The following is a 25,974-nucleotide window of genomic DNA, read 5'->3' on the forward strand; positions in this document are numbered from 1 at the left end:
TCACATACATATATCACTTAATTCAAGATTTATATCAAGTCTTATTTGCAGTATTTATAAGTCTTTTGAAAATATATATAGCGCATGGAAGAGCAATTCCATTGCCCCACATTTTATATTCTGCAGAATCTGTATGAGGATTTTTAAGCCACTTTAATATCTGCTTATCTGTTTTCTTCTTTTTAAGACCTTTTATTTCAGCATCCTTATCAAAAACTTCTCTCCAAAAGGACAAGTCTTCGTCTGTTGGACATTCTATTCCTAAGTTATCACACCAGTAATCTGGAAATCCTTGTAATCTTCCACATTCTTTTGGTGTTAATCTTCTTACAAGTCTCTGGTTAACAAGCGGAGGATCTTTATAATCAGTGGCAACTAAAGAAGACGATATATTCTTGTCTGCTTTTGTAAAATGAGAATTCTTGCTCATGGTGTAGATATCCTCAACTATTGCAACTCCACCTTGATTTCTTGTAGGAGTATTTCCAGATGTGTCAATGGTTCTTGAAACGTCACACTCATAAATATTATGTCTTTCATTTTTAGTGTTTTCTGAAGTTTGTCTTATATCGTAGACTACAAATGGTTGGTTATTTCCACCTTGTCCTAAGTTTGATGCAAGTGTTTGTGTTTCTTTTAGTGGTCCTTTATACCTTGAGTCTTGACTGTGATTTTCAAAAACGAATGGTGCAATTCCTCCACTTGCTCTCAAGGTTCCACTTTGCTCATTATAAAAATCCATCCTCTCCCCACCTTGGTCATTTAAACAGATTGTCTTATTAAAGCTTTCTTTAATGGCTCTGGTATTTCTTTTTCCTTTCTTGCAGCCCTCTGAAGTATCCCCTGACAAGCTTTTTTGCTCAAATAATATTTCTCTGGAACTTCCTCCATCAAGATCTGCGACAAGGAAGATTCTTCTCCTTCGTTGGGGCACTCCGAAGTATTTAGAATCAAGGACTCTCCAAGCAAGGGAAAAATTATCTCCCAGGATTTCTCCTGCACTGTGCCATCTCGGTGGTCGAGAAAGTTTAACTGTGGAATCTTTAATTCTTGTAATTTCTTCAAGGACGCATCTAAAGTCCTCTCCTTTGTTTGATGAAAAGGCTCCTGGCACATTTTCCCATAGTAGGTATCTTGGATACTCACCATTACTTTTACACCTCATTTCTTTTATAACTCTTATCGCCTCATAAAAAAGGTTAGATTTTTTCCCTTCAAGTCCTGCCCTCTTACCTGCGATTGATAGATCTTGGCAAGGACTACCAAAGGAAATGATATCAACAGGTTCGATTTCAGACCCGTCGATATCTTTTATATCTCCTAAATGTTTAACTTGAGGTAGGTTTTTCTGCGTAACTCTTATTGGAAAAGGCTCAACCTCCGATGCCCATATTGGTTTTATCCCACAAAAAATAGCAGCCAAAGGGAATCCTCCACTGCCGTCAAATAGTGAACCTAATGTTAGTTCTTTATTCATCTTTTAATACCTCTGAGTATTTATATTCTTTTCCATCTCTTAAAAGGCTTACATCTTTATCACTGCCAACTAATTCAATAAATCTATTTACAATGACATCTACAAATTTTTCATCAAGTTCTATCATCCTACAAATCCTATCAGTCTGTTCACAAGCTATTATTGTACTTCCACTTCCACCAAAAGGATCAAGTACAATGGAGTTTGTCATTGATGAATTTTTAATAGGATAAGATAAAAGTGGGATAGGCTTCATAGTAGGATGGTCACCATTCTTTCTTGGTTTATCAAATTCCCAAATGGTAGACTCTTTCCTTCCTGTATACCAGTTGTGTTTTCCTTTTTTCTTCCAGCCATAAAGGATGGGTTCATGTTGCCACTGGTAAGGGCTTCTTCCAAGTACAAGGGATTGTTTCTTCCAGATACAAGTTCCAGATAAATAAAATCCAGCATCTTGAAAAGCCTTTCTAAAATTAAGTCCTTCTGTATCAGCATGGAAAACATAAATCGAACCATCATCTGCAAGAAACTTTTTCATATTTAAAAAGGAGCTTAGTAAGAATTCATAGAATTTACCTTGCTCCATATTGTCATTTTTAATTTTTCCAGCTGATCCTTCATAGTTTACGTTGTATGGAGGGTCTGTGATGATAAGATTTGCCTTTGATCCTTCCATTAATTTCTCGTAAGTGGTCTCATCTGTAGAATCTCCACAGATAACTTTATGTTTACCTAATGTCCAAATATCTCCAGCTTTAGAAAAAGTAGGTTTTTCTAATTCTTTGTCTACATCAAAACCATCATCTTCTGTATCATTTCCTAAGTCAAAAATATTAGATAGTTCATCTGTTGAAAAACCTGTGAGCTCTACATCAAAGCCATAATCTTCTAGCGATTCAATTTCTACTCTTAGTAGTTCTTCATCCCAACCAGCATCAAGAGCCATTCTGTTATCAGCTAAGATATAGGCTTTCTTTTGTGCCTCATTTAGATGGTCTGCAAATACACATGGTACTTCTTTTATCCCCTCTTCCTTCGCCGCCATAATTCTTCCATGGCCTGCAATAACTCCATAGTCTTTATCAATAATTACAGGATTGATGAAACCAAACTCTCGAATTGATGAGCGTAGTTTATTAATCTGGTCTTGTGAGTGAGTTCTTGCATTATTTACATAGGGAACAAGTTTTTCGATATCAACTAATTTCATTTCTTTTGTTGTAATCATATTAGCCCCCACTTAGCAAATTCCTCAAAACCACCAATAGAGTTAATGTAGTTTCTAGCAATTTCTACAATTTCTGAATATGGTCTACCATCAACAGTTTCATCCCCGATTGCACAGGATAATTCAATCTCTCTTTTTTCTTCTTGTGCCTTTAGGTGGGCATAAATATTAATTGATACATCAGCCTTGGATAGGTCTTTACCATGAAGACCTCCACCAGTTACTGCTCTTCCCATGTCAGATCCGAGTTTCCTATTGGTCGCTCCAGTATCAACATTGTATCCCCCAGTCCAATCTCCTAATGGATTTACAATTGCTCTTGGATAAATTGATTTTAAGATTTCTGTAGATATATTTGACTGGCAGATGATAAGTTTATCTCCATCAAGAATGTATTTTCCATCGTAGGGATAATTAGAATAGATTTCACGAGCAATTAAAGATAGTTTCTTTTCTTCATCTGATGTGGGTACTCCCTTAAAAATTCCATTGTCTCCACATCTTATCTTTTCTCTTTGATTATTTGATAGGTGGATATCCTGTTCTACAATTTTAATATCTACTATGACATCTCCTGCTATCCTCTTAATTGCTGATCCAATTTCTTTTTTATTTAGATTGCAGTCCGTTTCAATAATGACATGGCAATTTCCATGCCCTAGCAATACTTCAACTGCTATTTTAGGATTGTCCTTTTCTTTATATGCTAAATCTACAATTGCACCAGCGATGCAATCTGCTATTTTATCTGGATGCTTTGGATTTACTTTTTCAAACATTTTCTTCCTCTCTTTCTTTAAATAATGAAAATGTACTCGTGCCCAACGATAGAAACAAAGAAATCTATGATTTCGTCTTGTTTCATCGGAAGGGTGCAAATTTATTACCTCCTCTGCCTTAGTAATTTTTCCATCATATCTTCTCCGTAGTCTTCATAAACTTCAGTGCAGTTTTCTTTAACTATGTCATAAATCTCATACCATAAAAGGTTGGCTGTCTTTTGAAACTGACTAGACATCTGTACAAATGGAGATGCAATAACTCCTCCAGTAGTAGGATGCTTGCCTAATAGTCCAAATTGACTTATTGCCTCTTCACATTGAATGTATCTTGCAAATGCCTGTGAGTATGATTCTAATAATCTTGGATTTACTAAGTTCTCGCAGTTTCTCTGTTTTAACCAACTCCAAGTCTCTTTATATATTTCATCAGCCCCGAGTGGTATACCATTCTTTTGTTTTGCTGATAGATAATCACTTGGTGTAGGCATATCTGTTCCATCAAGAACTGCTCCATCTGGTAAGTCAACTGCATCTATTTCTTCTGGAGTGAATGTTGAAATATCATTCATTAGTATTTCTACTTTTTTACCTTTTTCTATTTTTTCAGCAGCAGGCTGTGGTTTCCCTCCTGCTTTTACTCTTCTTCCACCTCTGTATGTTCCGTCTTTAGCGATAGTATCACCTCCTAATTTATCATCTTCTTTAATAGGGCCTTTGAACCCGTTTTTTTGTGCGTGAGAGGGCGGCACCGTTGGTAAGGAAATCAATCGTAGAGATTAAGACTCCCCCTCCTCTCAGAAATTTTTTACAATAAAAAAACACTTATTAAATAAGTGCTTTTTTCAAGATTTATTTATTTACAACTTTTACTAAATAATTTTTTAAATTTTTTAATTCTTCTTCGCATAACTCTAAAATATAGTAATGCCCTCCAAAACCTTCATCTAATTCTAATTCAAAAATCATCTTAGCATATATATCAGTCAACGCATCTACATTATCCAGTGGTATTAATTTGCAAACCTCTCTCTCTAATCTTGGAGGATAAAAAACAAATGATATATAAGGTTCTGTAAAGAAAATTTCTTCTGGATGATACATTTTTCTATCTAATAGTCTTTCAATACAATCTAAAATAGAATCAACATCTTGGCTTTCTAATATCTCTCCTGTTTCTAAATAATTAAAATATTTATTATTGACTTTTAAAGTAACATCACACCAAAAATTCTTGATTGGTTTATATTCATTAATTGTAAATTCAATATCAGTTCCATTGTATTTCCATTTCATAGCACAATCTCCTTTTGATATTATATACCCCATCTATCTCCAATATTAGCATGAATCTTTGAGTGACAAGATTTACAAAGACTCATAAGATTATCTTCGTCATTAGTTCCACCACGAGAAAGAGGAAGTATGTGATGTACTTCCTCTACCTTTGTCATTCTATTTTCTTTTAAGCACATTTCACAAAGTGGATGCTCTGCTACATATCTTTTTCTTATAAGTCTCCATGCTTTTCCATAACGCTTATGAGTTTTAGGATCTCGTTTATATTTTTCATAGTTTTTGTTGTATTCTTTCTCATGTTTCTTACAGAATCGTCCATCAACTAATTCAGGACAACCTGGATGAGAACATGGTCTCTTAGGTTTTCTTGGCACTTTATCACTCCATAAAGAAAGCCTCGAAGATTAAATCTTCAAGGCTCTATTAATTATTCTTTTGCTATTTTAATAATACTACAACTCCATAGTGACATTCTATGACATTTCATGACAAGGTTTGATTAGCTTTGAAGTTTCTTTTAACCCCAGATTGTGAAGTCTATGAATATGTCTAATATCGTAATTCATATCCACTGCTATCTTCTCCCAAGTCTCATAACAAAGATATCTTTTTTCAAGGATAACTTGAAGTTCCTTATTTTGAATCTGTTTGATTGTTCCAACCATCTCTGCTTTCAAATCTACAAGTTTATCTATATCTCTATTAATCTCTTCTTGGAGATCTACAATCTTTACGATAGTATCTTCAAGTTTTGATGGTCCTCTATTAGGACTCTTAGGCATATCTGATAAGGTCGATGTAGCTTTTGTTGCTAGAGCGTTGAGTGATTCAACTTGCTCCAGCTTTGAGTTTATTCTCTTGTCTAAATAAAAAGCTTGTTTTAAATATTCTTTTGCATTCATTTCTTACCTCCATAAGTATTGAGGTAAGTTCTCTATAGAACCTCTACTCATTTTAGATTTGCTTTTACTGCATCAATGAGTGCAGCTTGTGTCTTGTTCTTATTTTCTAATGATTTCATTACATCTTCATCAATAGTTCCTTTTGTTAATATATGATGAATCACAACTGTTTCTTTCTGACCCTGCCTATATAGTCTGGCATTGGTTTGTTCATAAAGTTCTAATGACCAAGTAAGAGAAAACCAAATAAGTGTTGAACCTCCAGCTTGTAAATTAAGTCCATGACCAGCAGATGCAGGATGGATAATAGCTACTGGAATATTTCCTTGATTCCATTCTTTAAAGTCCTCACTTGTCTTAAGTTCTCTTACATCAAACTTGTCTTTTATTCTTTTTAAATCTGACTTATACCAATAGGCTATCAGAACAGGTTTGCCATTAGCACCTTCAATTAAATCTTCAAGTGCATCAAGTTTTCTATCGTGAATATGAATACTTTCCTTATCATCGTTATAGACAGCTCCACTTGCCATTTGTAGGAGTTTATTGGAAAGTGACGCAGCATTTACAGCATCAATTTCTTCATCTTCCAGTTTCAAAACCATATCAGCTTTTAACCTATCATATAATCTTCGTTCTTTTTCAGATAGGTAAACTTCAACTTCGTTTAGTACACACTCTGGCATCTTCAGAAAATCTTTTGATTTCATAGAAATCGTAATATCAGATATTAAACTATATATCTGTTTCTCTGCACCATCTTTAGGTTTATATGAAAATATCATCTGCTGGTTTCTTTTATCCGGTATAAAGAAATTCTGCCTATAGTGAGTGATATATCTTCCTAGCCTTTCTCCCATATCAAGGAGCCTAAACTCTGCCCATAAATCCATAAGTCCATTACTGGATGGTGTACCTGTAAGTCCTACGATTCTCTTTACCTTTGGTCTTACTTTAAGAAGTGACTTAAACCTTTTTGCCTGATAACTTTTAAAAGAGGATAGTTCATCAATGACTACCATATCAAAGAACCACTTAAATCCACTTTTTGTAATAAGCCAATCTACATTTTCACGGTTAATGATATAAATGTGTGCTGATTTCTTTAATGCATCAAGCCTTTCTTTCTCACTTCCAGTTACTACAGAATAGGTAAGATATTTTAGATGTTCCCATTTTTTAATCTCCTCTGGCCATGTAGAAATTGCAACTCTTAATGGTGCGATAACAAGAGTCCTTGATACATCAAAGAAATCAAGCATAAGTTCATTTATTGCACTAAGGCTTATGACACTTTTTCCAAGACCCATTTCCAATAGAACTGCTGATATTGGATTATTTATGATAAAGTCCGTTGCATACCTTTGATAATCATGAGGAGAATATTTCATCAATAACACCTCCGATTTGCTCTTTACCATCAATCATAAATGACCTAAATCCTAACTTCCTAAAATCAGCCATTCTTTTTAACTGAAGAGGTCTAGGCTTTTTGCCTTTTGCCTTTAGCTCAACAAAAGCAAACTTCCCATCTGATAAAAATACCATTCTATCAGGGAGACCATTCATACTTGGACTAGTAAGTTTTATGCAATAGCCACCCAGTGCTTTAACCTCTTTTACTAAAGCTTTTTCTATTTCTTTTTCTAACATGAAAACCTCCATTTTTAGTAGAGGTGCAGGGATATGCAGGGTATTTTCCCATATTAATATATATACTTATTTTTTACCTATATAGACAATAATAGTAAATACCCTTCACCTACCTGCACCTTTTAATCTTCAAACTCCGATTTAAGACGAATACCAAAGACAATTATGCCTTTTTTAGTCTTTTTCTTATTGAATCCTTCAAGCTCTAAAACGGAATAGAAATCGGCTGCACTTCTGGTAAATTCACCTGTTCTAAGACAATATGCTCGATAAGCAGTGTATAGCTCACCACTCTTTTCTGTAAAAGCACTGTCAATTTCACAGCATTCATCTAAGAAATGATTCATCCAGTCATTGTTTTCTCTATATGCTTTTATGGCGTCTTCCACTCTTCTGGGGGGATCAATATGATATTCATCTGCAATAACCTGCTTTGCTCCCTCGATAATCCAAGAAAGAATCGCACCACCAGCATTTTCATATAGATATTCTGTAAAGTTCTTTATATCGTTTTGACCTTCAATCTTTGCATCAAAAGGAATGACTATTAATCTTCTCCAGGTTCCTTTATCAACAGCTCCTACTCGTGGCAGGTGATTGGTGTATAAAACAAGGGTATGGCTAGGAACATAACTAAACGGAGATTTGAACTTCTTTTCTGCAAAGATTTCATCAGTAGAACAAAGCTGCTTTACATTTGATGTATTCATTCGCATACCCTCTTCAAGTTCAGCAGCAATGAGCAGTCTTTTACCCTTTGCCTCAGCAAGTTCTGGTTTTACATTTCTTCTACATCCAACAGTTAACATATCTGCAGACATATTCCCACTATATGTTCCAAGCACCTTTGATACTACATTCCAAAAAGTAGACTTACCATTTCTTCCCTCACCATATGCGATAATAAGAGCCTCAACATAAACCTTTCCTATTGATGCAAGTCCCACTATTTTTTGAACATAGGAAATAAGGGCATCATCATTTACGAAGAAAGTGTTAAGTGCATCATCCCAGATTTCTTTACCAACTTCACTAGGTGATACCGTTGTTTGTTTTGTAATATAGTCAGATGCCTCATGTTTGTTTTTACTACCAGTTACAAGATTTATAGTTTCAAGCGGTGTATTTAATAGGAATTCATCTGCATCAAGCATCGACTGTTCGATTTGAACCATAGGCCTTACTTCCTTAAGTGCAGCAGAGATATATTTTGTATCTCTTCTTTTAATTGCGTACTTACGATAGGTTTCAGCCTGCTCATATTTTTCAAAAGACCTTGCTTGTTCTCTATTAAACTGGACACTTGCTTTCTTTGGACCCATTGCAGCAATAAGTGCCCATGCCCCATTTTTGCTCATCTCACTTATTGCCTTTTGAATTTCAATCTCCGCCTCTTCAAGTTGTCTTGCTGTCAGCTCTTGTGCTATTGCTTGAGCATTAGGCTGTGACTCTTCCCAAAAGCATCCATTATATACAAGAAAATCTGTTGCAGGAGAATAACGAAGTTTATCCCCATACTCCCTTGCTAAAATTATCGCTTGGCCAACATCTGAAAAATCTTCTGGCATAAGCTGAAGTTCAAGATTGTACTGCTCCGGTTGTATATATCCTTCTTGGTTTGAAACCTTATCTCCAAATTTTTTAGCACTATTCCAAATGGTTGAGAGTTCTTCATCAGATAGAGGAGGATCACATCTAGTTGCCTGTTCTAAAAATTTCTCATGTGCCTCATCGGTTGCACCGAACCTTTTTATTAGCTTGCCGGCAATATGGCTCATAGTGTTATTTCTACTGCCACTTTCAATAACATTTTCATCCAGCTTTGCAAATTCATCTTCTTGTAGAAATTCAATAATTGAAAACTTGCCATCGTAAAGTTCTACTTTCGGATTTGGAATGCCATAAATAAATCTGGCAGCATCCAAAGCATTATCATCAAAATATGAGAACTCTCTATAAAGTTGTTCTTTGTAACTTGAATATTCTCCAGCATCCTTTATTTCTTCAATTGGAAAATAGACATGAAATCTTGGTCTTGCTGACTTATTTCCTTTTACCTTCATATGGTTTCTGCTATATGATGCAAAAAAGCATACTCCAGGAAAGGCTAATGCCACGTCAAAAGGTGTCACCCAGTCTTTTTCATCATCTGAGTGGTCATTATCACAGTCCATAGGTATGCAATTAGAAGTTATGAACTTATCTTTACTTCTATAACTGCCTTGAAACTCTGCTGTAACATGGTCAAAAGAGATAGCTTTTATAAAGCTATCCCTATCAACAACTGTTACCATATTAGGATAAAGGCAGTTATTCTTATTTCCGATGCAAGTAGCATCATAACAATTAAAATTTAGCATTTGTCTTAACCTCCAAACCCTCACTTGTAAAATACTTAATAACCTGTTTTCTTTTTTCAGCAATTTCAATTTCTCTTTTCATGCCTTCAGTCATTTGACTGCCAAACACCCATACTTCCTGGCATTTACCAAGAAGTATGATATCCATAAAAAGTGCATCCTTTCTTTGTTCTAAATCTCTATCATCCATAAAGGGAAACAATAGATGTGGAGTTACAGGAATTGCATCATTCTTGTATGCCAACTCTGCATAGTGAATTGCTTTCTTAATGCTTAAATCTTTATCACCACTATATGGAGCGCAGATATATGCAAGTGGTCTAAAGTTTGGATTTTCAAGGTGTTTCTTATATGTCTTACTCATGGTCTGCCTCCTGTTCAATAAGTGGATAGATTCCGTTTTGTTTCATTAGGTCATAGATAAATAGTCTTCCCTTTTGAGTCCAGTAAGTATGAACCTTAGAATGATTTGCTCCATCTGTTCCAAGATAGTTATGAGTCTTAGTACTGGTATAACCTTCCTCTGCATACTTTTGATACAATAGCCAAATATCTGACTGCTTGAATTGAACTCCCAAATCATGTAAGAAATTATTCATCCATTGAGCAGATTTCCCATAGTCTTTTGCTATTGCTCTCATTGAAAGAAGATCCTTACAGTTAAGGACAACATCGTAATAACTAACCTTTGGTTTCATCTCTGCAATTTGTTGCGACTGAAGTGCTACTGTATTTAGAAGTTTCAAGTTTTCCTTTTCAACAACCGCCAGTTTTTTATTGGCAAATTGTAAGGCTCTAGCCATTACTGCTTCCGGAGAGTTCCATTGCTCTTCAATTTGAATGAAATACTTTCTAAACATTTGACCCAATTCAGTTCTTTGAATCATACATAACTGTTTAGCCATATCGATTGTCAGCTGATGATTCGTAGCTGGTCTTCCTCCAGTACTTTCGCTCAAAATTGAGCAAAAGTCCTTTCCTTCTTCAAATCCATACTCACACATTCTAGGAAACCAATCCTTGTAGGCTGTTTTAATCTGTAAAGATTCATGCAATTCTCGTCCATTTACAGTAGGACGTTCACTGTTGTAGTCAATTTTGATTAGCTCTTTCATATTAGCTACCTCCTTAAATTTCTTTGAAGGAACTACTGCCTTCTACTTGGTAGCCTTGGGAGAGTCCAAAATCTGACGCTTTTGAAAAACTTTTTTCTAAATTTTTATTCGCTCTCTTTAATTTTTGTGTAATGGAGTTGGCAAGTCTTGAAACTGCCTCGTTATATTCGTATTCAGATTCAAATGCATCACGGCTTAGCATAGATTCCGCTTTTTCATTGATTAGCATTCCACCAATTCTCACTGACATGAATAAATCAGCTACATCTGGCTTCAAAACTGAATAAACAAACTCCTTAACAGCTTCATATGTTTCCTGTCTATTCCTATTTATTTCGTCTTTAAGGAATATAGAAGGATCCACCACTTCACTCATACTTGGTTCAAAATCACCGGTTTTTTCACCATCTTCATCCTTTGTTGAAATAGCAAATCCTTTATGCCTTTCTTGCTTATGCATGACATTGTATTCTGGACGGTTGTACTCTTTATCAACCTCTTCTTGTGCTCGCTTTTCAAACTCTTCTTCTGATTCATCTGGTAATAAGTCAATATTTAACCAACCTTTGATTTCAGATAGGTTTAGTTCAAATGTTGTAAACTCTTTTTCATAACGTATTTTGATTTTCATAAAAATCCCTTTCCTTTCTGCCGATTGCAGTAAGACGAAAGGATACAAAAAGAGCCGATGCTATATGAAGCACCGACTCTCTTGCCTAAAAATAGCCATAGAAAAATAGAGGTACCTCACAAAGCACCTCACGAATAAATCCGTGAATGCCGTATGATGTATCCCATCGCCCTATAGCTAATCAGGCTCTGTGATAATTTAGTTGTGCAGGCCGATTATTAATCAGTCACTGCTTAGTAAGTGAGTTTTCTAAAACCCACCCCCTAATTTGCAAAGTACTATTTATAAAAGAGTTACTAGTACTTTTAGGCACCTACCTGCCTTTTTTGGTTTGTGCTAGTGCACTACCAGCTACAGACTTTGCTTTACTTCCATAACGACCATCTCTAAGAATTGAACTTGCTTTAGAAGCAACTCGTTTAGAAGTCTGTTTTGAATTCTTTGCCATATATGTCACCTCCCTCTTTGCACAGAGTTTCTTGTTTATTGCCAAGAATTCTGATATAATATTTTTAATAGAAAATATGAGAATTTCTATACCTATATCCTACCAATTCGACCTATTTGAATTCAGGAACTTACGGAAGCATTCGGAAGCTTGCGGAAGAAATAATGAAAGGAGGTTATTTCGTGGAATTCAAAGATTATGCACAAGGACTAAAACCATATTTTTCCTTCGGAAAAAACGATGCAGATTTTTTTGTAGACATGATTGGAAATTTTATAAAAGACTCTGTTATGGATAATTGTAAAATTTTAGACAATATGCCTGATACTCAGGCAAGATATATAAATGGAAACTCTATCAGTAAAAAGGATGCCTTGTTTCTCTTTGAAAATAAAGATATTGACAAATATATTCAGTGGGTTCATGAATGCATTGAAAAATCTGATTCTTATACAGACATATGTGAATGGTTACAAAATAACGGTTTAACTGGTTCTGCTCCCGACATCGAATGTTATGAGCTTTTAGCATCGATTTTTCTGTCTATTACTAAGAAATCCAAAGCGAAAAAAAAGACCTCCTCCCCCTTCGAAGAAAGTCTTAATTTAATAAAGGATATTAATACAAAAGTTGCCTCTTTACCCCGCCCAATATTTGTTCAAGTACCAGATATTGCCTCTCCCATCGAATCACCATATATTCAGGAACTTTATGCAGCATATGGTGATGCAGAAGCAGTTAAAAATTTTTCTAATAAGGATCTTCCGCATTATCCTGACTACGAAGACGATTTAAATGATCGCAGGATTGATTTCTATGCCGCAGTTTCTATTGAACGCAGTTTATTAGAATTGGATGCTGATAATCTGTCCAATCAATTTGACGTTCTAAAGGAAGAAACGCTTGATGGAGTTAAAGATACAAATAGGAAAAAGTATGCTAACGGATATGAAAAAATGCTATCTGTCATGGAGCAAGCCTCAACTCTACAATATAGAAATTATTTACTAAGCCAGTCACCTTATTGGATAAGTAATAAAATACAGAAAGGCGTTTGTCATCATTTAGTAAATGACGGCAAGCTTAGGTGGGTGAAATAAAATGGCTAAAAAAGAACTATTTGGATCTGTTTTTGAATCTTCTCTTCGTATACTGTTATTACTGGATGTACTCAATGATATTCCATTGAATGAATCACAAATTACATCTATTGATTTCATGGCCATATATGGTAATGATTATGGAATTTCTGATGAAAATTTACATGGGTATGGAATATTTAGACATAGCGAGTTTTCTGCAAAATCAAGGTCCATTTCTCTAGCATTAAAAAAATTAGTTTTAGAATCATCCGTAGATTTTATTTCTAATAATAACGGATACAGCTATTCCATCTCACCCCAAGGGAAAAGAATAGCAGATGCCATCAACGATAGATACAGTAATGAATATAGAAATGCAATAAAATCTATAATGAGTGAGTATCCTAATCTGAATTTTATAGAACTACATTCTACTATTCTTTATAACTCTATTGATTCATTGGAGGATTAACATGAATGGATTCATAATAAAACGATTAACAGTATCTGGAGGAGGCCATTCTCCTTCTACTATTGATTTTTCAGACAGAGTTAATTTAATCATAGGCCCATCTAATACAGGTAAAAGTTTAATCATGGACTGTATTGATTATGTTTTTGGATTTACACCTAAGTCAGATAAACCATCAAAAATTGTAGATAACAATAACGGATATACTCATATTGAATTGTTACTGGATTCGGATAATGGTAGTCTAACACTTAAAAGAGAAATTGGTTCTACCAAAATTGAAGTTATCAGTGGTATATCAAATATTGATTGTGGATTTTATAGCGCTGATCACAAAGCAAAGAAAAACATTAGTGATATTTTACTTTATTTAATAGGTATTGATACAACTCATAAAGTATTAGCATCTCAAGCAGGTAAAACTCAAAAATTAACTTGGAGAACTATATTACATCTATTCCTTATGAAACAAAAGGATATTGATAGAGAGACTTCTGCTCTTTTAATGCCCGATCAAAGAGGTAGAACTCCATCAGCTTCTGCCCTTCTATTTCTATTAACAGGATTAGATGCCAATGATGTAAAAAAACAAGAAGACCCTACTATAAGCAAGGCCAAACGTGAAGCAATAATTATGTATATTCGTTCCAAAAAGGATCAACTAATTGCTAAAAAGGAATCTATAGAAAAGAAACTACCCAATCATGATGTACAAGATTCAAAACGACTAGTTGATTCTCTGCAAGCAGAGATAAGTATTCTTCAAGAACAATTAAATGAAGCAAATGATAAAGGTAAAGAATTACTAAATGACTTGTACAATAATAACTCATTACTTTCTGAAACTAATACATTACTCAGAAACTTTGAGTCATTAAATAACCAGTATAAATCAGATATACGAAGGTTGGAGTTTATTATAGATGGTCAAACTGCATCTATAGACATAACACCTCATAAAAACTGTCCTTTCTGCAATAATGAATTAAAAAATCCTCCTAAAAAGGATTACATTGAATCTGCTGTTTCAGAATTAAACAATCTAAAATCGCACCTTGTTAATCTGGAAATTGCACAGAGCAGTGCTTTAAAGAAAAAAGAAATTGTTGAAAAGAAAATTATTGAATTAGAAAAATCAAAAGCTGATTTGGATGATTATATTAACTCTTCTTTAAAACCGAAATTAGATACCTTTAATGAAGAACTAAATAAACATCTAAAAATAATGCAAATGCATTTTGAATTAGCTTCATTAAAGGAGATTGAAACTGAATTTGGTACAGATTTATTTATTCAAGAAACTAAAGAAGATGAAGCAATCAACAAGTACAACATATTTAGTCAATTTGACCTTCAGTTAATACAAGCATTTGAAGAAAAATTAAAATACGCTCTAGAAAAATCAAAAATTGGAGGCGCTTCTTCAGCTAGACTTAACATGAAATCATTCGACATTGAAATTGATAATATAAACAAAGCTTCTAGTATGGGTGGTGGATACTGTGCAATACTAAATGCTTTAGTATCCTATTCAATGCATAGCTTCATATTAGAAATAAATGGGTACTCCCCTAACTTCTTTGCAATTGACTCTGCCTTAACTCAATTATCTGAAGCAGAATACGTGGAAGCAATTAACTCAGTTAAGCGAGGTTTCCTAGAATTTATTCTCAAACAGAATCATAATAGACAAATAATTATGATTGAACAGAAGGATGAGTTACCTTTCATACCAGAGCATTGTCCTGATAAAGGCATCAATGTAATAGAATTTACAAGAAATCCAAACTCTGGGAGATATGGTTTTCTTAATGACGTTGTAAACGCTGAACATAAATAGATTGGGAGACAATATGAAAATAACTTACGAAAAACTATGGCACATACTACTAACTAAAAACATGACACGTGAAGATTTAAGAATACAAAGTGGCGTTAGTTCTAACACAATTGCAAAACTAGGTCGTGGAGATAATCTAACAACAGATGTTTTACTAAAAATATGTAAAGTTCTTAAATGTGGCATTGAAGATATTTTAGAAACAAAGTTTATAGATGAGGAAGATGAACAGTAACATCCAATCAATGGCTATTATGCATCTGCATTAAATAAGGTCATCACTTTAAGGTAATTATTAAACACTAACCTAATACACAAAAAATCGTTAAGGAGTTAAATAAAATGAGCGCGACAAATGAAAGAAATAAAAAAGTATCATCTATTTTAGATAGTATTTATGCAAATGCAATCAATGATGATTATTTAGTTGATGAATCGAAATATAGCAATTCATTAAACAAGCTATTTACCACAAGTGCATGGGGATTCAGAGAAATTTTACTCGTAGTAATTGTAGGAATGAAATTAGATTCATCATTCAAAGCCTCTGTGGGCTTATATGATTGTAATCCCAGAGCAATATATGAAGGACCTATAAAAGAATTTTTAATCAATAAAGAAATTCCACATAGAAAGTCTGGTCCTTTGAATGTCGCTAAAGCAACTGTAGGCTTAGACATGACTTGGGCTACTCAGCGCAGACCTTCTAATGTCGCTGAAGAAGTTGTTAACTTGGTAAATTTACTCGAATCAGATAAAACAATAATTGATGATGTTTCTGTTTCATTGATTCGTAAATTAATTGGAGAATCCAAACGCATAGAAGCCCTTAGTGTTAATGTGGAACCTTCTTCTGATCCTCTATTTCTATATAAGCTTTGTTATGAATTAACTACAAAAGTCCCTGATTCGGGAAATACTCCACAAAAGATAGCAGCTTATCTTCTAAAAAACTTTCATCTTGCTATGAATACTGGAGTAATAGTTACTGGAGAAGAAGATAGAGCTTCTGTTACAAGTACCACTAGCAAAAAACCTGGTGATGTTAATGAAGAATCTATTGACGGCATAATTTATAAAGTCTATGAAATCACCGTTAAACCTTTTGACATAGCTAGAATCCGTGATTCATATGACTGCATCCATATATATAATGATAATAATGGAAATAATGTAAATGAGGTAATTGTGATCTGCCGTGAAGAAGATTGTCCTAAAGAAATGACAAAAAGTAATCTATCTTTATATATGGGAAACTATAATTATCAAGACATAGTATACTATTATTGGAATATTTTTGAGTGGATGTCAGATACTTTACAACGAATGACACCTCTAGCCAGGAAAAATTTCTATTCCGACTTGAACAATTATATATCTGATATAAATACTGCGGAAATTGTAAAAATAAAATGGCAAGAATTACATCAGTAAATTTTTTACAGCCTCTTTATATCAATAGAGGAGCATTTTTTATGCTCCTCTATAACACTAGCAATATTTTTTAAAATACTCCATTATCGCTTTGGCGACAGCTTCAGCTAATTTACAAGGAACCGCATTACCAATTTGAGTATAAATCTTACCTTTGTTTCCACAAAAAATATAATCATCTGGGAATGTTTGTATTCTAGCAGCTTCTTTGATCGTAATTCTTCTCAATCTTTTGGGAGCTTCCACAAATTCAGGTTCTATAGTTCCTTCCATAAGCCCTTTATGATAATTTACTACCCAATCACTTTCCGAGTTTCCATATAAATAGTCTTCATCTACAAAAGGGGTTTTGTTTCCTCCCATTGAGGCAGGGAGTGTATTCGAATATTCATCAACATTTATAGGTCTTCCCTGACCATTAAAATACATACCTGCATATGGAGATTTTCTCATAATCGGCTTAGTAGCAAAAGTAATTTTTGCCGTACAAGTATTTGGATTAACCTTAGTTCCTGCTTTACCAAGATCCTTTAGAGTTTCCCTTATGAAAGGAGCTTGATTTTTTTGTTTCTGTAAAAGATTTCGAATATTAAATTCAAAATTATCATCTTTACAATCTTTTATTCCTATGAAGAACACTCTTTCACGTTTTTGAGGCACCCCATATTCAATTGCATTTAAAATATAAAGCTCACATCTATACCCCATTGCTTTGGCTTTATCTAAAAATTTTGTTCTAACCGAACTCCATTTGTCTAACTTACCTAAAGCTTTAACATTCTCCATTACAAACATTTTAGGTTGTACTTTATTTACGGCATCCAAAAAAGTAAAAATTAACTTACTCCTCTCATCAGAAGGATTCATTTTCCCCGCCACTGAAAACCCTTGGCACGGCGGTCCACCAAAAACAAGATCAATCCCATAATACTTATCTAAAGTATTAATTATGTTGTTAATATCATCGTTAATAATCCTTGTATGTGGATGATTGGCACGATATGTTTCACTAGCATCACTTACAATTTCATTAGCCAGTAACACAGACACTCCTGCATTCTCAAATCCTACATCCATTCCTCCTGCACCGCTAAATAACGAAATCGCTTGAATTTTATCCACTAATTTTCACCATCCTCATCATGTATTTTTAGCAATAAACATTCACTTTCTGAATCTAAATATATATCAAACTTTGTTTTTCCTTTTTGAATATTCAAATTGGATAAAACTGCTTTAGGTAACCTTATTCGCATATCCTGCTGTAAGACATATGTATCTAAAAATATACATTTCCCCTTCATAAATACGCCTCCTTTATTTAGTCTTATTTTAACCTATTTTTAGTCTATTATCAACCTACTATTATCTTTTAAAGGTGGGTGCAGGTGGGTGCATTTTTGCAAATATCCATTCTGTCTTGTCGACCTTTTACTGTCGATAAGTTTCCACACACCTATTTTATAGTCCAAAAAACAAGGCTTATTCCAGCCCACCTATACCTTTTAACGATAGCACTGGAAGAAGCCTATAATTTCTACACTTTATTTTACTTAGTGGGTGCAACCTTTGTCATCAATACGACACTCTCAACATGTGGGGTCATAGGGAACATATCTGCTGCTTGGATATAACTTATTTTATATTTTTCTTTTAATATTTCTAAGTCTCTCTTTTGGGTGTCAACGTTGCAGGAGACGTAGACTATTTTTTCGGGCTGCAAATCTAAAAGTTTTTCTATGACTTTTCTGTCCATGCCTTTTCTCGGTGGGTCTACTAGGACTTTGTTGAAGTCTTTTATTTTATTTAGAAGGTCTTCGACTTTTCCTGCTATGAAGCTTGTATTTTCTATTTTATTTTCTTCTGCATTTTCTCTTGCCAAGCAAACTGCTTCTTCTACATATTCTATCCCCAGGGCTTCTTTACATTTTTGGGCGCCTATTAGGGTCATAGTGCCTATTCCACAATAGAGATCTAAGAGTTTGTCTTCTTTTTTCAGGTCTAGTTTTTCTATTGCTAGTTCGTAGATTTTATTCATCACTTGATGATTTATTTGAAAGAAGGAGCCTGGTCCTAATTTGAATTTTATTTCTCCAATTTTTTCTTCTAAGTAGGATTTCCCATAGATTAGCTTGAATTCATTATTCTTTTTTTCGTAGAGGCTTATCACTTTTTCGCAAATGCTTGCTATTATTTTATTGCTTATTCTTTCGCCTTCTAGGATGAGCATAATATCATTTTTATAGTTTTGCCTTATATAGATGTTTTTTAATCCTCTTAGATCTTGTTTTATAAGTAGGGTTATTATTTCGTTTATTTCTTTTTTTGCCAACAAACATTTGTCTATTTTAACTAGCTTGTTGGTTTTTTTTGAATAGTAACCAAGCTGTCCATTTTGTACTTTTAGCTGAATGTTATTTCTGTAATAAAGGCTGTTTTCTTTTATGAGTTTTCCTTTTTTGGTGGTGTCGTCTGCTAGACTGGATAAATTTTTTTCTATCCTTTTTTCTTTCCAATTATTTATTACTTTTTCGTCCACATTTAAAAAGCTGCAGCCACCGCAGTTTTCAAAATAGGGGCAGGGAGATGGGTGCCTAAAAACAGAGGGCTTTTTTATTTCTAAAACACGCCCTCTTTTGAAAGATTTCTTTTCTTTTAATGTCTCATAGATAACCTTGTCGCCTATGACCCCTTCGTCTAAAAAGACAACCTTGTTTTGGTCTCTTCCGAGTCCTAGTCCGTCGTGAGTATAGTCTATTATTTCAAGCTCAAGCTTTTCCAATAAAAATCACCCTGTCATCTTCTAGTCTTACTAATTTTTCTTTGTAAAGATTTCCAAGTGCCCTTTTGAAAGCCTTTTTTGAAAGTCCGGTTTCTTCTAAAATTTCCTCTGGACTGGACTTGTCCGATAGTTCCAATATGCCCTTATTTTCTTTTATCAAATCTAAAAGCATTTCGGCGTCTATGCCCATTTGTTTATAGGCTTTTTCTCTAAAGGTAAGGGTCAATTTTCCATCTTGCAGTATGCGTTGGACTCTGGCCCTTACTTCTTCTCCTACTCTGTGGATTCCTTTTATTTCTCTTTGTAAAATCAAGCCGTCATACTTACCATCAACTGCTACAAATGCTCCTATCTTGTGGTCTATACCATAGATTAATCCTTCTACATTGTCATTTACCTTGTAGGGAGATTCGACCGAGAGATGTTTTTTGATATTCATAGTGGCACAGATTCTTTTGGATCTATCTTCATATAAATAGAGTAGATAGGATTCTCCTTCTATCGGTCTACCAACAGCTTCTTTGAATGGTAAAAAGATATCTTTATCTATTCCTATATCTACAAAATAACCGTATTTAGACTTGGCAACTAGGGTTAATTTTTTTAATTCTCCAACTTCTGCCAAGGGTTTTTTTAGAGTTGCAGAAAATCCCTCTTTGTCATTGTAAACAAAGACTTCCAAGGTCTGTCCTTCTCTTACATTTTTGGATTCTTCTCTTGTCAGGGCAATTTTTTCTTTTTCATCTTCTAAAATTGCTCTGCCATTTTCTTTTTTTAAGACTTTTAGCTTTTGTATTTTCCCCAGTTTCATTTCATTACCTCTATTATTTCTCTTGTTTTTGAGTTGCCATCTTTATATATCATTCTTAGCAATTCTTCTCCTTTTTCTGTGTTTTTCAATACTCTTACCCCATAATAGGTGAAGCTTGGAAAGACGGAGAGATTTTTTATTATTTCAAGTGCCCTATAATAATTGTCGAGATTATAATATTCGGCAAGCAAGATGCCAAATTTAACGCTTTCTACTTGAAAGGAGTCTCTCATAAGAAGGATTGATAGGCCCGGCAATTTGTCTTCTGAAAAGTTATCTTGTCCAAAGATGAAGTTGGAAAATTTTTCAAACACTTCAAGTGCCAAATGATTTTGGAAAAATTCATCAATCTCATCTAGGCTTTTCTTGTCCTTGTTATAGTAATCCATGAGGGCCTTGTTGAGATCATTTGACTCTCTTTTTTCCATTCCTTTTCTCATATACTCTAGCTCCATATCGCCTGGGGCTTTTACTTCTTCGATGGTCTTGTCATTTTTTGTCTTGAGCCATTCTAGGACATTTTCATATATAGTTTTTTTCTTTTTTAGTTTCCCAAATATTTTTAACACTCTTGCTCCTATCGCGCGGTCTTTTTTCTCTTCACTTGTTTTTTATTTGATTGTTTTTCTTCCTTCTTATCTTTTTTAGAGCTTGTTTTTTTAGATTTTTCGGCACTTTTTTCTTTTAACTCATTCTTATTTTTCTCATTAGGAATCTGTTCTGTTTGTTCTTCTCTTTTTTTGGTGCCTACCAAAACTAGCTCATCCTGCGGTATATAATAGGATTTGGAGATTTTTTCTTCCTTCAATATCTTGTCATCTTTTACTACTTGCTTGTAGGTTTCATAGCGATAGCCCTTGCTGCCTTTTTTCTTTACCTCTTGCTCTCCTTCATAAAGCTCATCAGACTTTTCTTCTTTTATGGCTGGATCTATACTCTCAACTTCTACCGGTCTTAGTCTTATTTCATAGTCTTTTTTACTGCTGTCTCCAAAAATTTTAAAATTCAAATAATCTCCGTCTGTCGTAGCTAATACATAGATATTAGTTGGATAGTTGTTTTTAAATTTCAAGTCCTTGTAACCAGTTGATATGGCTGCATCTGTCCCCATGGGAACATATCCAACTGGCAGAGAGTGACTAGATCTTTCAGTAACTTTTACATCCGCCCTTAAAAGAGCATTATAAAATGTAGTTGATACTTGGCAGACTCCTCCTCCGACTCCCTTGTCGAATTCTCCATTTACAATTATACCGGCATCTTCATAGCCAGTTTCTTTTGATATGTCTCCCAAGTGGTCATTGAAGGACACTTCCTGACCCGGTTTTATGATGAAGTTGGACATTCTAGATGCTGCCAAGGCTATATTGTGCTTTCTGCCAGAGCCGCTTTTGCTATATTGAGTTGTAAATTCTCCTAAAAGCCCATTTATATCTTTGAAGTCATCGCTTGTTACTTCAGCCTTTTCAACTTCAATTGGAAGTTCTATCCGCTTTTTTACTGAAAGATAATCTATTACTTCTTGTCTCGTCTTTTCTAAATCAAGGCGCCTTCCTTCTACAGAGTCTATTATTTTTATTTGGCCATTTTCATATACAAGGATGGCATTTTTAGGGCTTCTGTTTATTTTTTCTTCAAGCTCTTTTAGATTTTTTTCAAGCTTTTCTTTGTCAAAATTTTCTTCCACCCGCAAATTTTCTCTATCCACTGGTAAAGAGCCTATCTTTATTATGTTTTTAATTATATTTCCTTCTCTGCCTATGGCATAGGCTTTTTCTATTAGCTCATCGAGATTGATTGTGTAGCCCAGATTTGCATAGGAAATTTTGTAGACCTCGTCTCCATTAAAAAACAAGAGAAATTTCTGATCCAAGTTTTTTAAAAACTCCTCTTCAAGTTTTTCTCTGGCCTTGTCTTTTTTTAGTTCTGAAATGTCTACTCCACCAACAGAAATGCCTCTAAAGATTTTGTCGCCAGATTTTTTGCCAATATATATGCCCATGCTTATAAGGCTTACTAGAATTACAAAAATAAGACATACAAGCGGCAAGATGTAATAAAGTTTTTTAGTTTTTTTTCTTTTCTTTTTCATTTCATCTTCTCATAATACTTACAATATTCATTTATTGGACATATTTCGCACTTGGGGCTTCTAGAAGAGCAAATTCTCCTACCATGAAAAATCAAGGTGTGATGCGCCTGAGTCCACCTTTTTTTTGGAATCTGTTTTTGCAGTTGCATTTCTGTATCCTCTACATTTTTGGCTTCTGCCAAGCCTATTCTATTAGATACTCTAAACACATGTGTGTCGACTGCAATCGCCGGTACTCCAAAGCAATTGCTGGCAACGACATTGGCAGTCTTTTTGCCAACGCCTGGCAATTTCATAAGTCCTTCTATTGTCTTTGGAATCTCAGCCATATCTTTTAAAGCAAGAGATGTGCCCATGATAGACTTGGCCTTGTTTCTATAAAATCCAAGAGAGTATATCCTCTTTTCTATACCTTCAATCCCAAGATTTATAAAATCCTCTGGCGATTTACACTCTTGAAAAAGACCTTCTGTGACTTGGTTGACTCTTATATCGGTGCATTGGGCAGAAAGTATCGTTGCAATCAAAAGCTCGAAGGCATTTTTATGATTGAGCTCACATTTAGCATCGGGATAAGTCCTATCTAAGATGTCCAAGACCTCTACAACTTTCTTTTTTGAAAGCTTTGCCATCAATACACCTCCCTGTAAATATCTATGATTTCAAATTCATCTTGGCAGTCCGAAAAATCTATCACAGCATCTATACAGTCATTTAAAAAAGCCTTAGAATTGCCGACAACAGCTATCCCAATACGAGCAAAAGACTTGTCATCATTATCTCCCGATTCACACACAGAAATATTAAATTTATTACTAAGTTTTGAAAGCAAGCTCTTTATTACGGATCTTTTCTTTTTAAGAGAATAAGACTCATATATCATAAGGCTAAGTTCACATACACCTACCAGCAATTTATCACCTTTTGTCATTATAACACATAGTAAAGTCCCTATTTAACAAAAAATCCGACCTCAATCGGATTTGATTTTAGTCGGATTTAATTAAGCTAATATTTTAATTTGCATAAAATTCCTTGGCGATTTCGGCACCCACTCTGGCATTGTTTTCGACAAGTTTTATATTGGCTTCAAGTGAGCTTCCTTTTGTAACTTCTAAAACTTTTGAAAGTAAAAATGGTGTCGATTCCTTGCCGTGGATTCCCTTTTCTTTGGCCTCTTCAAGAGCATCCTCTATGGCCTTGTCTATGAGTTTTTTGTCCATTTGATCAGCTTCAGGGATTGGGTTTGCAACCACAAGTCCCCCATGAAGACCCAAATCCCACTTTGCTTTCATAGTTTTTGCCACTTCTTCTGGTGTTACCTTGTAGTCTAATTTAAATCCCGACTCTCTTGTGAAAAATGCCGGCATCTCTTGAGTTCCTATGCCAAGAACTGGCACTCCAAATGTTTCAAGATATTCAAGTGTAAGTCCTATATCCAAAATAGATTTAGCTCCTGCGCACACAACTGCCACATCTCTATTTGCCAATTCTTGCAAGTCTCTTGAGATATCAAAGGTCTTTTCAGCTCCTCTATGCACTCCGCCTATGCCACCTGTGACAAAGACTTTTATGCCAGCCAAGGAACAAGTTACAATAGTAGTTGCCACTGTAGTTGCTCCATTTAAACCATTTGCTACAACATGGGCATAGTCCCTTGTTGAACACTTGATTATATTTTTATCAGTCGCCATAAATTCCAATTCTTTCTCACTCAAGCCCACCTTGATTCTGCCATTGATTATAGCAGTTGTAGCTGGCACACAGCCTGCATCTCTTATAATCTTTTCTACATTTTTTGCTGTTTCCAAATTTTTAGGATAAGGCATGCCATGAGATATGATTGTGGATTCCAAAGCCACCACCGGCTTATTATTCTTTAAAGCGTCTGCCACCTCTGGCGCAAAGTCTAAGTATTTTTCTCTCAAATTTTTTTCAAGCATACTTTTTTCATCTCCTCTTTAATATTTTCCATTGTCAATTTATTTGAAATAGTCTGTTCATTTTGTATAGTGAGTAAGGACGCTGCCATTGCCATTTTAAGGCTCTCTTCGATAGGACAAGAAGACAGCTCTCCTTTTACAAAGCCAGAAAGAAAAGCATCCCCAGCTCCAGATGTGTTTACTACATCTACCTTCTGAGCCCACATATCATAGATGCCATTTTCAGTGAAGATATAAGCTCCCTTAGATCCTCTAGTGATGGCTGCAATCTTTACTCCTTTTTGTAAAAACAAATTCCCAGCCTCTATGACTTGCTCGTCATCCTCGACCTGCATCTCTAAAATTTCTCCAGCTTCAAGAGTATTTGTTTTTAAAAAATAAATATTATCCAAGGCATTTCTAAGCCTTCTGCTCTTGGTTACTGAAACAGAGTCTACGAAAAATTTGCCCTTGAAATTGTTTAATAGGTAGTGGAGACATTCTGCTGAAAGATTTGTTTCGGCTACAATCGCATCAGCTTCTTCCAAGTCACTTCTCCATCTTTCAAGATGAGTTGGGCAAATCTCTGTGATGATTTCCATTTGGGAAAGGGCTATCTCCATATCCCCATCCTCGCTTAAAAGAGCAAGATAGGTTGCTGTGTCCTGATCTTTTGCAACTTCGATGCCGTTTAGATCCATGCCAAGCTTTCTAAGACCCTCAAGCACCATCCTGCCATTGTGGTCGTCTCCGACAAGAGATAAGATTTTGACATCCTCTCCAAGTCTAAAAATGTTCTCGGCAATATTTCTTGCAACACAACCCATGGAGTGTCTTATAAATCCCGGATTAGAATCTTTGAAAATCAATTTGTTCTTGGGAAAGCCTACAATATCAATTCCACATCCCCCGATTACACAAGTTTTCATTCGTCCTCCTCTCTCAACTTTTTGTTGTAGCAAGCCCTACAAAGAGGCTCATACTCCTTATTGGCACCAAGCACAAACCTCTTTTTAGATTCCGTCTTTCTGTGTGAAACCCAGGCATCGGCTCCACACATTGTGCAGACTGCATGATGCTTGTATAGGTAGTCGCAGATTGGCATAAGCTCTTTTACAACTTCAAAAGGCTTTCCAGAAAAGTCCATATCAAGACCTGCAACCACAACTGTGACATGTGAGTCCAAGAGAGTTTTTAGACCTGCCTTAATCTCATCGAGTCCTCCCTCTAAAAATTGAACCTCGTCTATTCCACAAACATCAACAGGGTTTTCTCTTATATAGTTTAAAATATCTCCTATGGTACTTATACTTACAGCATCAAGCTCCGTCTTGTCGTGAGTGATTACTTTGTCATTTACAAATCTTGTATCTACTACTGGCTTAAAAACAACGCACTTATAGTTCGCTATTCTAAATCTTTTTATATCTCTTTCAAGGCTTGATGTCTTACCTGAAAACATAGAGCCTGTGTGTACAATTAATCTTCCTCTATATTGGTGCATAAGTCCTCCTAATAAGAGATATTATATCACAGTATATATACAAATTTTCTTAATTAAAAATAATTGTTGCCCAATGAAAATTTTTATATATTTCTCGATTGCTTGGAAAATAAGTTTTTGATATAATTTTGATATCAAAATAT

General features: G+C 34.7%; 29 protein-coding genes. 5 read left to right on the top strand and 24 right to left on the bottom strand.

Annotated elements, in window-relative coordinates; genetic code table 11:
* Positions 1-34: 34 nt before the first annotated feature.
* The 13 genes from LV469_05315 to LV469_05375 form a co-directional block, all read right to left on the bottom strand.
* Complete coding sequence (locus LV469_05315; protein UHR02068.1) at positions 35-1,477, bottom strand: DNA cytosine methyltransferase; 1,443 nt, start codon at positions 1,475-1,477, stop codon at positions 35-37.
* Entirely contained in the window at positions 1,470-2,705 is a 1,236-nt protein-coding gene (locus LV469_05320) for a site-specific DNA-methyltransferase (GenBank protein UHR02069.1), read from the bottom strand. Before LV469_05320 ends, LV469_05315 begins: the two co-directional genes overlap by 8 nt.
* Positions 2,702-3,484, bottom strand: a complete 783-nt coding sequence (locus LV469_05325; protein ID UHR02070.1) for an S-adenosylmethionine synthetase N-terminal domain-containing protein — start codon at positions 3,482-3,484, stop codon at positions 2,702-2,704. Before LV469_05325 ends, LV469_05320 begins: the two co-directional genes overlap by 4 nt.
* A gap of 104 nt (positions 3,485-3,588) precedes the next feature.
* Positions 3,589-4,161 carry a P27 family phage terminase small subunit gene (locus LV469_05330; GenBank protein ID UHR03587.1) on the bottom strand — a complete coding sequence of 191 codons (573 nt, stop codon included), beginning with the start codon at positions 4,159-4,161 and terminating at the stop codon, positions 3,589-3,591.
* Between the two features lie 175 nt (positions 4,162-4,336).
* A complete protein-coding gene (locus tag LV469_05335; protein UHR02071.1) occupies positions 4,337-4,780 on the bottom strand; it encodes a hypothetical protein in 444 nt (147 codons plus the stop codon).
* 20 nt (positions 4,781-4,800) lie between these two features.
* Complete coding sequence (locus LV469_05340; protein UHR02072.1) at positions 4,801-5,157, bottom strand: HNH endonuclease; 357 nt, start codon at positions 5,155-5,157, stop codon at positions 4,801-4,803.
* 99 nt (positions 5,158-5,256) lie between these two features.
* Positions 5,257-5,685 carry a hypothetical protein gene (locus LV469_05345; GenBank protein UHR02073.1) on the bottom strand — a complete coding sequence of 143 codons (429 nt, stop codon included), beginning with the start codon at positions 5,683-5,685 and terminating at the stop codon, positions 5,257-5,259.
* A 47-nt stretch (positions 5,686-5,732) separates the two neighbouring features.
* Positions 5,733-7,076: a DEAD/DEAH box helicase gene (locus LV469_05350; GenBank protein ID UHR03588.1), complete on the bottom strand. Its 1,344-nt coding sequence runs from the start codon at positions 7,074-7,076 to the stop codon at positions 5,733-5,735.
* Positions 7,057-7,338, bottom strand: coding sequence for a VRR-NUC domain-containing protein (locus LV469_05355; GenBank protein UHR02074.1), 282 nt, complete (start codon positions 7,336-7,338; stop codon positions 7,057-7,059). Before LV469_05355 ends, LV469_05350 begins: the two co-directional genes overlap by 20 nt.
* 122 nt (positions 7,339-7,460) lie before the next feature.
* Positions 7,461-9,698 carry a phage/plasmid primase, P4 family gene (locus LV469_05360; protein ID UHR02075.1) on the bottom strand — a complete coding sequence of 746 codons (2,238 nt, stop codon included), beginning with the start codon at positions 9,696-9,698 and terminating at the stop codon, positions 7,461-7,463.
* A complete protein-coding gene (locus LV469_05365) occupies positions 9,685-10,062 on the bottom strand; it encodes a hypothetical protein (protein ID UHR02076.1) in 378 nt (125 codons plus the stop codon). The genes LV469_05360 and LV469_05365 overlap by 14 nt, the downstream gene beginning before the upstream one ends.
* Positions 10,055-10,813 carry a phage antirepressor KilAC domain-containing protein gene (locus LV469_05370; protein ID UHR02077.1) on the bottom strand — a complete coding sequence of 253 codons (759 nt, stop codon included), beginning with the start codon at positions 10,811-10,813 and terminating at the stop codon, positions 10,055-10,057. Before LV469_05370 ends, LV469_05365 begins: the two co-directional genes overlap by 8 nt.
* Positions 10,814-10,826: 13 nt before the next feature.
* Positions 10,827-11,444, bottom strand: coding sequence for a hypothetical protein (locus tag LV469_05375; protein ID UHR02078.1), 618 nt, complete (start codon positions 11,442-11,444; stop codon positions 10,827-10,829).
* A 630-nt stretch (positions 11,445-12,074) separates the two neighbouring features.
* On the opposite strand from LV469_05375, the gene LV469_05380 reads away from it, so the two are divergent.
* From LV469_05380 to LV469_05400, 5 genes are all read left to right on the top strand, one after another.
* Positions 12,075-12,992, top strand: a complete 918-nt coding sequence (locus tag LV469_05380; GenBank protein ID UHR02079.1) for a hypothetical protein — start codon at positions 12,075-12,077, stop codon at positions 12,990-12,992.
* Position 12,993: 1 nt separating this feature from the next.
* On the top strand, positions 12,994-13,446 hold the full coding sequence (locus LV469_05385; protein UHR02080.1) for a hypothetical protein: 453 nt from the start codon (positions 12,994-12,996) through the stop codon (positions 13,444-13,446).
* A gap of 1 nt (position 13,447) precedes the next feature.
* Positions 13,448-15,286, top strand: coding sequence for an AAA family ATPase (locus LV469_05390; protein UHR02081.1), 1,839 nt, complete (start codon positions 13,448-13,450; stop codon positions 15,284-15,286).
* 13 nt (positions 15,287-15,299) lie between these two features.
* Complete coding sequence (locus LV469_05395) at positions 15,300-15,521, top strand: helix-turn-helix transcriptional regulator (protein UHR02082.1); 222 nt, start codon at positions 15,300-15,302, stop codon at positions 15,519-15,521.
* 107 nt (positions 15,522-15,628) lie between these two features.
* Positions 15,629-16,720 (top strand): hypothetical protein, encoded by a 1,092-nt coding sequence (locus LV469_05400; GenBank protein ID UHR02083.1) that lies wholly within the window; start codon positions 15,629-15,631, stop codon positions 16,718-16,720.
* A gap of 57 nt (positions 16,721-16,777) precedes the next feature.
* Here LV469_05400 and LV469_05405 read toward each other — a convergent pair whose 3' ends face one another.
* The 11 genes from LV469_05405 to LV469_05455 all read right to left on the bottom strand — a co-directional run bounded on the left by LV469_05405 (position 16,778) and on the right by LV469_05455 (position 25,831).
* Positions 16,778-17,842, bottom strand: coding sequence for a DNA cytosine methyltransferase (locus LV469_05405; protein ID UHR02084.1), 1,065 nt, complete (start codon positions 17,840-17,842; stop codon positions 16,778-16,780).
* Positions 17,842-18,024: a sucrose-6-phosphate hydrolase gene (locus LV469_05410; GenBank protein UHR02085.1), complete on the bottom strand. Its 183-nt coding sequence runs from the start codon at positions 18,022-18,024 to the stop codon at positions 17,842-17,844. Before LV469_05410 ends, LV469_05405 begins: the two co-directional genes overlap by 1 nt.
* 245 nt (positions 18,025-18,269) lie before the next feature.
* Positions 18,270-19,502: a 23S rRNA (uracil(1939)-C(5))-methyltransferase RlmD gene (gene rlmD / locus LV469_05415; GenBank protein ID UHR02086.1), complete on the bottom strand. Its 1,233-nt coding sequence runs from the start codon at positions 19,500-19,502 to the stop codon at positions 18,270-18,272.
* Positions 19,489-20,313: a S1-like domain-containing RNA-binding protein gene (locus LV469_05420; GenBank protein UHR02087.1), complete on the bottom strand. Its 825-nt coding sequence runs from the start codon at positions 20,311-20,313 to the stop codon at positions 19,489-19,491. Before LV469_05420 ends, rlmD begins: the two co-directional genes overlap by 14 nt.
* Positions 20,310-20,882, bottom strand: coding sequence for a hypothetical protein (locus LV469_05425; protein ID UHR02088.1), 573 nt, complete (start codon positions 20,880-20,882; stop codon positions 20,310-20,312). The genes LV469_05420 and LV469_05425 overlap by 4 nt, the downstream gene beginning before the upstream one ends.
* A gap of 8 nt (positions 20,883-20,890) precedes the next feature.
* Positions 20,891-22,405 carry a VanW family protein gene (locus tag LV469_05430; GenBank protein UHR02089.1) on the bottom strand — a complete coding sequence of 505 codons (1,515 nt, stop codon included), beginning with the start codon at positions 22,403-22,405 and terminating at the stop codon, positions 20,891-20,893.
* Positions 22,402-23,037, bottom strand: coding sequence for an endonuclease III (nth, locus tag LV469_05435; GenBank protein UHR02090.1), 636 nt, complete (start codon positions 23,035-23,037; stop codon positions 22,402-22,404). The genes LV469_05430 and nth overlap by 4 nt, the downstream gene beginning before the upstream one ends.
* Positions 23,037-23,336, bottom strand: a complete 300-nt coding sequence (locus LV469_05440) for a DUF503 domain-containing protein (protein UHR02091.1) — start codon at positions 23,334-23,336, stop codon at positions 23,037-23,039. Before LV469_05440 ends, nth begins: the two co-directional genes overlap by 1 nt.
* A gap of 85 nt (positions 23,337-23,421) precedes the next feature.
* Positions 23,422-24,348: a pseudouridine-5'-phosphate glycosidase gene (locus LV469_05445; GenBank protein ID UHR02092.1), complete on the bottom strand. Its 927-nt coding sequence runs from the start codon at positions 24,346-24,348 to the stop codon at positions 23,422-23,424.
* Positions 24,330-25,256 carry a carbohydrate kinase family protein gene (locus tag LV469_05450; GenBank protein UHR02093.1) on the bottom strand — a complete coding sequence of 309 codons (927 nt, stop codon included), beginning with the start codon at positions 25,254-25,256 and terminating at the stop codon, positions 24,330-24,332. The genes LV469_05445 and LV469_05450 overlap by 19 nt, the downstream gene beginning before the upstream one ends.
* A complete protein-coding gene (locus LV469_05455) occupies positions 25,253-25,831 on the bottom strand; it encodes a thymidine kinase (protein ID UHR02094.1) in 579 nt (192 codons plus the stop codon). Before LV469_05455 ends, LV469_05450 begins: the two co-directional genes overlap by 4 nt.
* Positions 25,832-25,974 lie beyond the last annotated feature (143 nt).

The sequence above is a fragment of the Peptoniphilus sp. GNH genome, from assembly GCA_021307325.1.
GTDB lineage: Bacteria > Bacillota > Clostridia > Tissierellales > Peptoniphilaceae > KA00134.

Excerpts from the sequence above, each read along its gene's own strand:
- LV469_05315 (UHR02068.1), bottom strand. The coding sequence starts at position 1,477 with ATGAATAAAGAACTAACATTAGGTTCACTATTTGACGGCAGTGGAGGA.
- LV469_05320 (UHR02069.1), bottom strand. The coding sequence starts at position 2,705 with ATGATTACAACAAAAGAAATGAAATTAGTTGATATCGAAAAACTTGTT.
- LV469_05325 (UHR02070.1), bottom strand. The coding sequence starts at position 3,484 with ATGTTTGAAAAAGTAAATCCAAAGCATCCAGATAAAATAGCAGATTGC.
- LV469_05335 (UHR02071.1), bottom strand. The coding sequence starts at position 4,780 with ATGAAATGGAAATACAATGGAACTGATATTGAATTTACAATTAATGAA.
- LV469_05345 (UHR02073.1), bottom strand. The coding sequence starts at position 5,685 with ATGAATGCAAAAGAATATTTAAAACAAGCTTTTTATTTAGACAAGAGA.
- LV469_05350 (UHR03588.1), bottom strand. The coding sequence starts at position 7,076 with ATGAAATATTCTCCTCATGATTATCAAAGGTATGCAACGGACTTTATC.
- LV469_05355 (UHR02074.1), bottom strand. The coding sequence starts at position 7,338 with ATGTTAGAAAAAGAAATAGAAAAAGCTTTAGTAAAAGAGGTTAAAGCA.
- LV469_05360 (UHR02075.1), bottom strand. The coding sequence starts at position 9,698 with ATGCTAAATTTTAATTGTTATGATGCTACTTGCATCGGAAATAAGAAT.
- LV469_05365 (UHR02076.1), bottom strand. The coding sequence starts at position 10,062 with ATGAGTAAGACATATAAGAAACACCTTGAAAATCCAAACTTTAGACCA.
- LV469_05370 (UHR02077.1), bottom strand. The coding sequence starts at position 10,813 with ATGAAAGAGCTAATCAAAATTGACTACAACAGTGAACGTCCTACTGTA.
- LV469_05375 (UHR02078.1), bottom strand. The coding sequence starts at position 11,444 with ATGAAAATCAAAATACGTTATGAAAAAGAGTTTACAACATTTGAACTA.
- LV469_05385 (UHR02080.1), top strand. The coding sequence starts at position 12,994 with ATGGCTAAAAAAGAACTATTTGGATCTGTTTTTGAATCTTCTCTTCGT.
- LV469_05390 (UHR02081.1), top strand. The coding sequence starts at position 13,448 with ATGAATGGATTCATAATAAAACGATTAACAGTATCTGGAGGAGGCCAT.
- LV469_05395 (UHR02082.1), top strand. The coding sequence starts at position 15,300 with ATGAAAATAACTTACGAAAAACTATGGCACATACTACTAACTAAAAAC.
- LV469_05400 (UHR02083.1), top strand. The coding sequence starts at position 15,629 with ATGAGCGCGACAAATGAAAGAAATAAAAAAGTATCATCTATTTTAGAT.
- LV469_05410 (UHR02085.1), bottom strand. The coding sequence starts at position 18,024 with ATGAAGGGGAAATGTATATTTTTAGATACATATGTCTTACAGCAGGAT.
- LV469_05420 (UHR02087.1), bottom strand. The coding sequence starts at position 20,313 with ATGAAACTGGGGAAAATACAAAAGCTAAAAGTCTTAAAAAAAGAAAAT.
- LV469_05430 (UHR02089.1), bottom strand. The coding sequence starts at position 22,405 with ATGAAAAAGAAAAGAAAAAAAACTAAAAAACTTTATTACATCTTGCCG.
- nth (UHR02090.1), bottom strand. The coding sequence starts at position 23,037 with ATGGCAAAGCTTTCAAAAAAGAAAGTTGTAGAGGTCTTGGACATCTTA.
- LV469_05440 (UHR02091.1), bottom strand. The coding sequence starts at position 23,336 with ATGACAAAAGGTGATAAATTGCTGGTAGGTGTATGTGAACTTAGCCTT.
- LV469_05445 (UHR02092.1), bottom strand. The coding sequence starts at position 24,348 with ATGCTTGAAAAAAATTTGAGAGAAAAATACTTAGACTTTGCGCCAGAG.
- LV469_05450 (UHR02093.1), bottom strand. The coding sequence starts at position 25,256 with ATGAAAACTTGTGTAATCGGGGGATGTGGAATTGATATTGTAGGCTTT.
- LV469_05455 (UHR02094.1), bottom strand. The coding sequence starts at position 25,831 with ATGCACCAATATAGAGGAAGATTAATTGTACACACAGGCTCTATGTTT.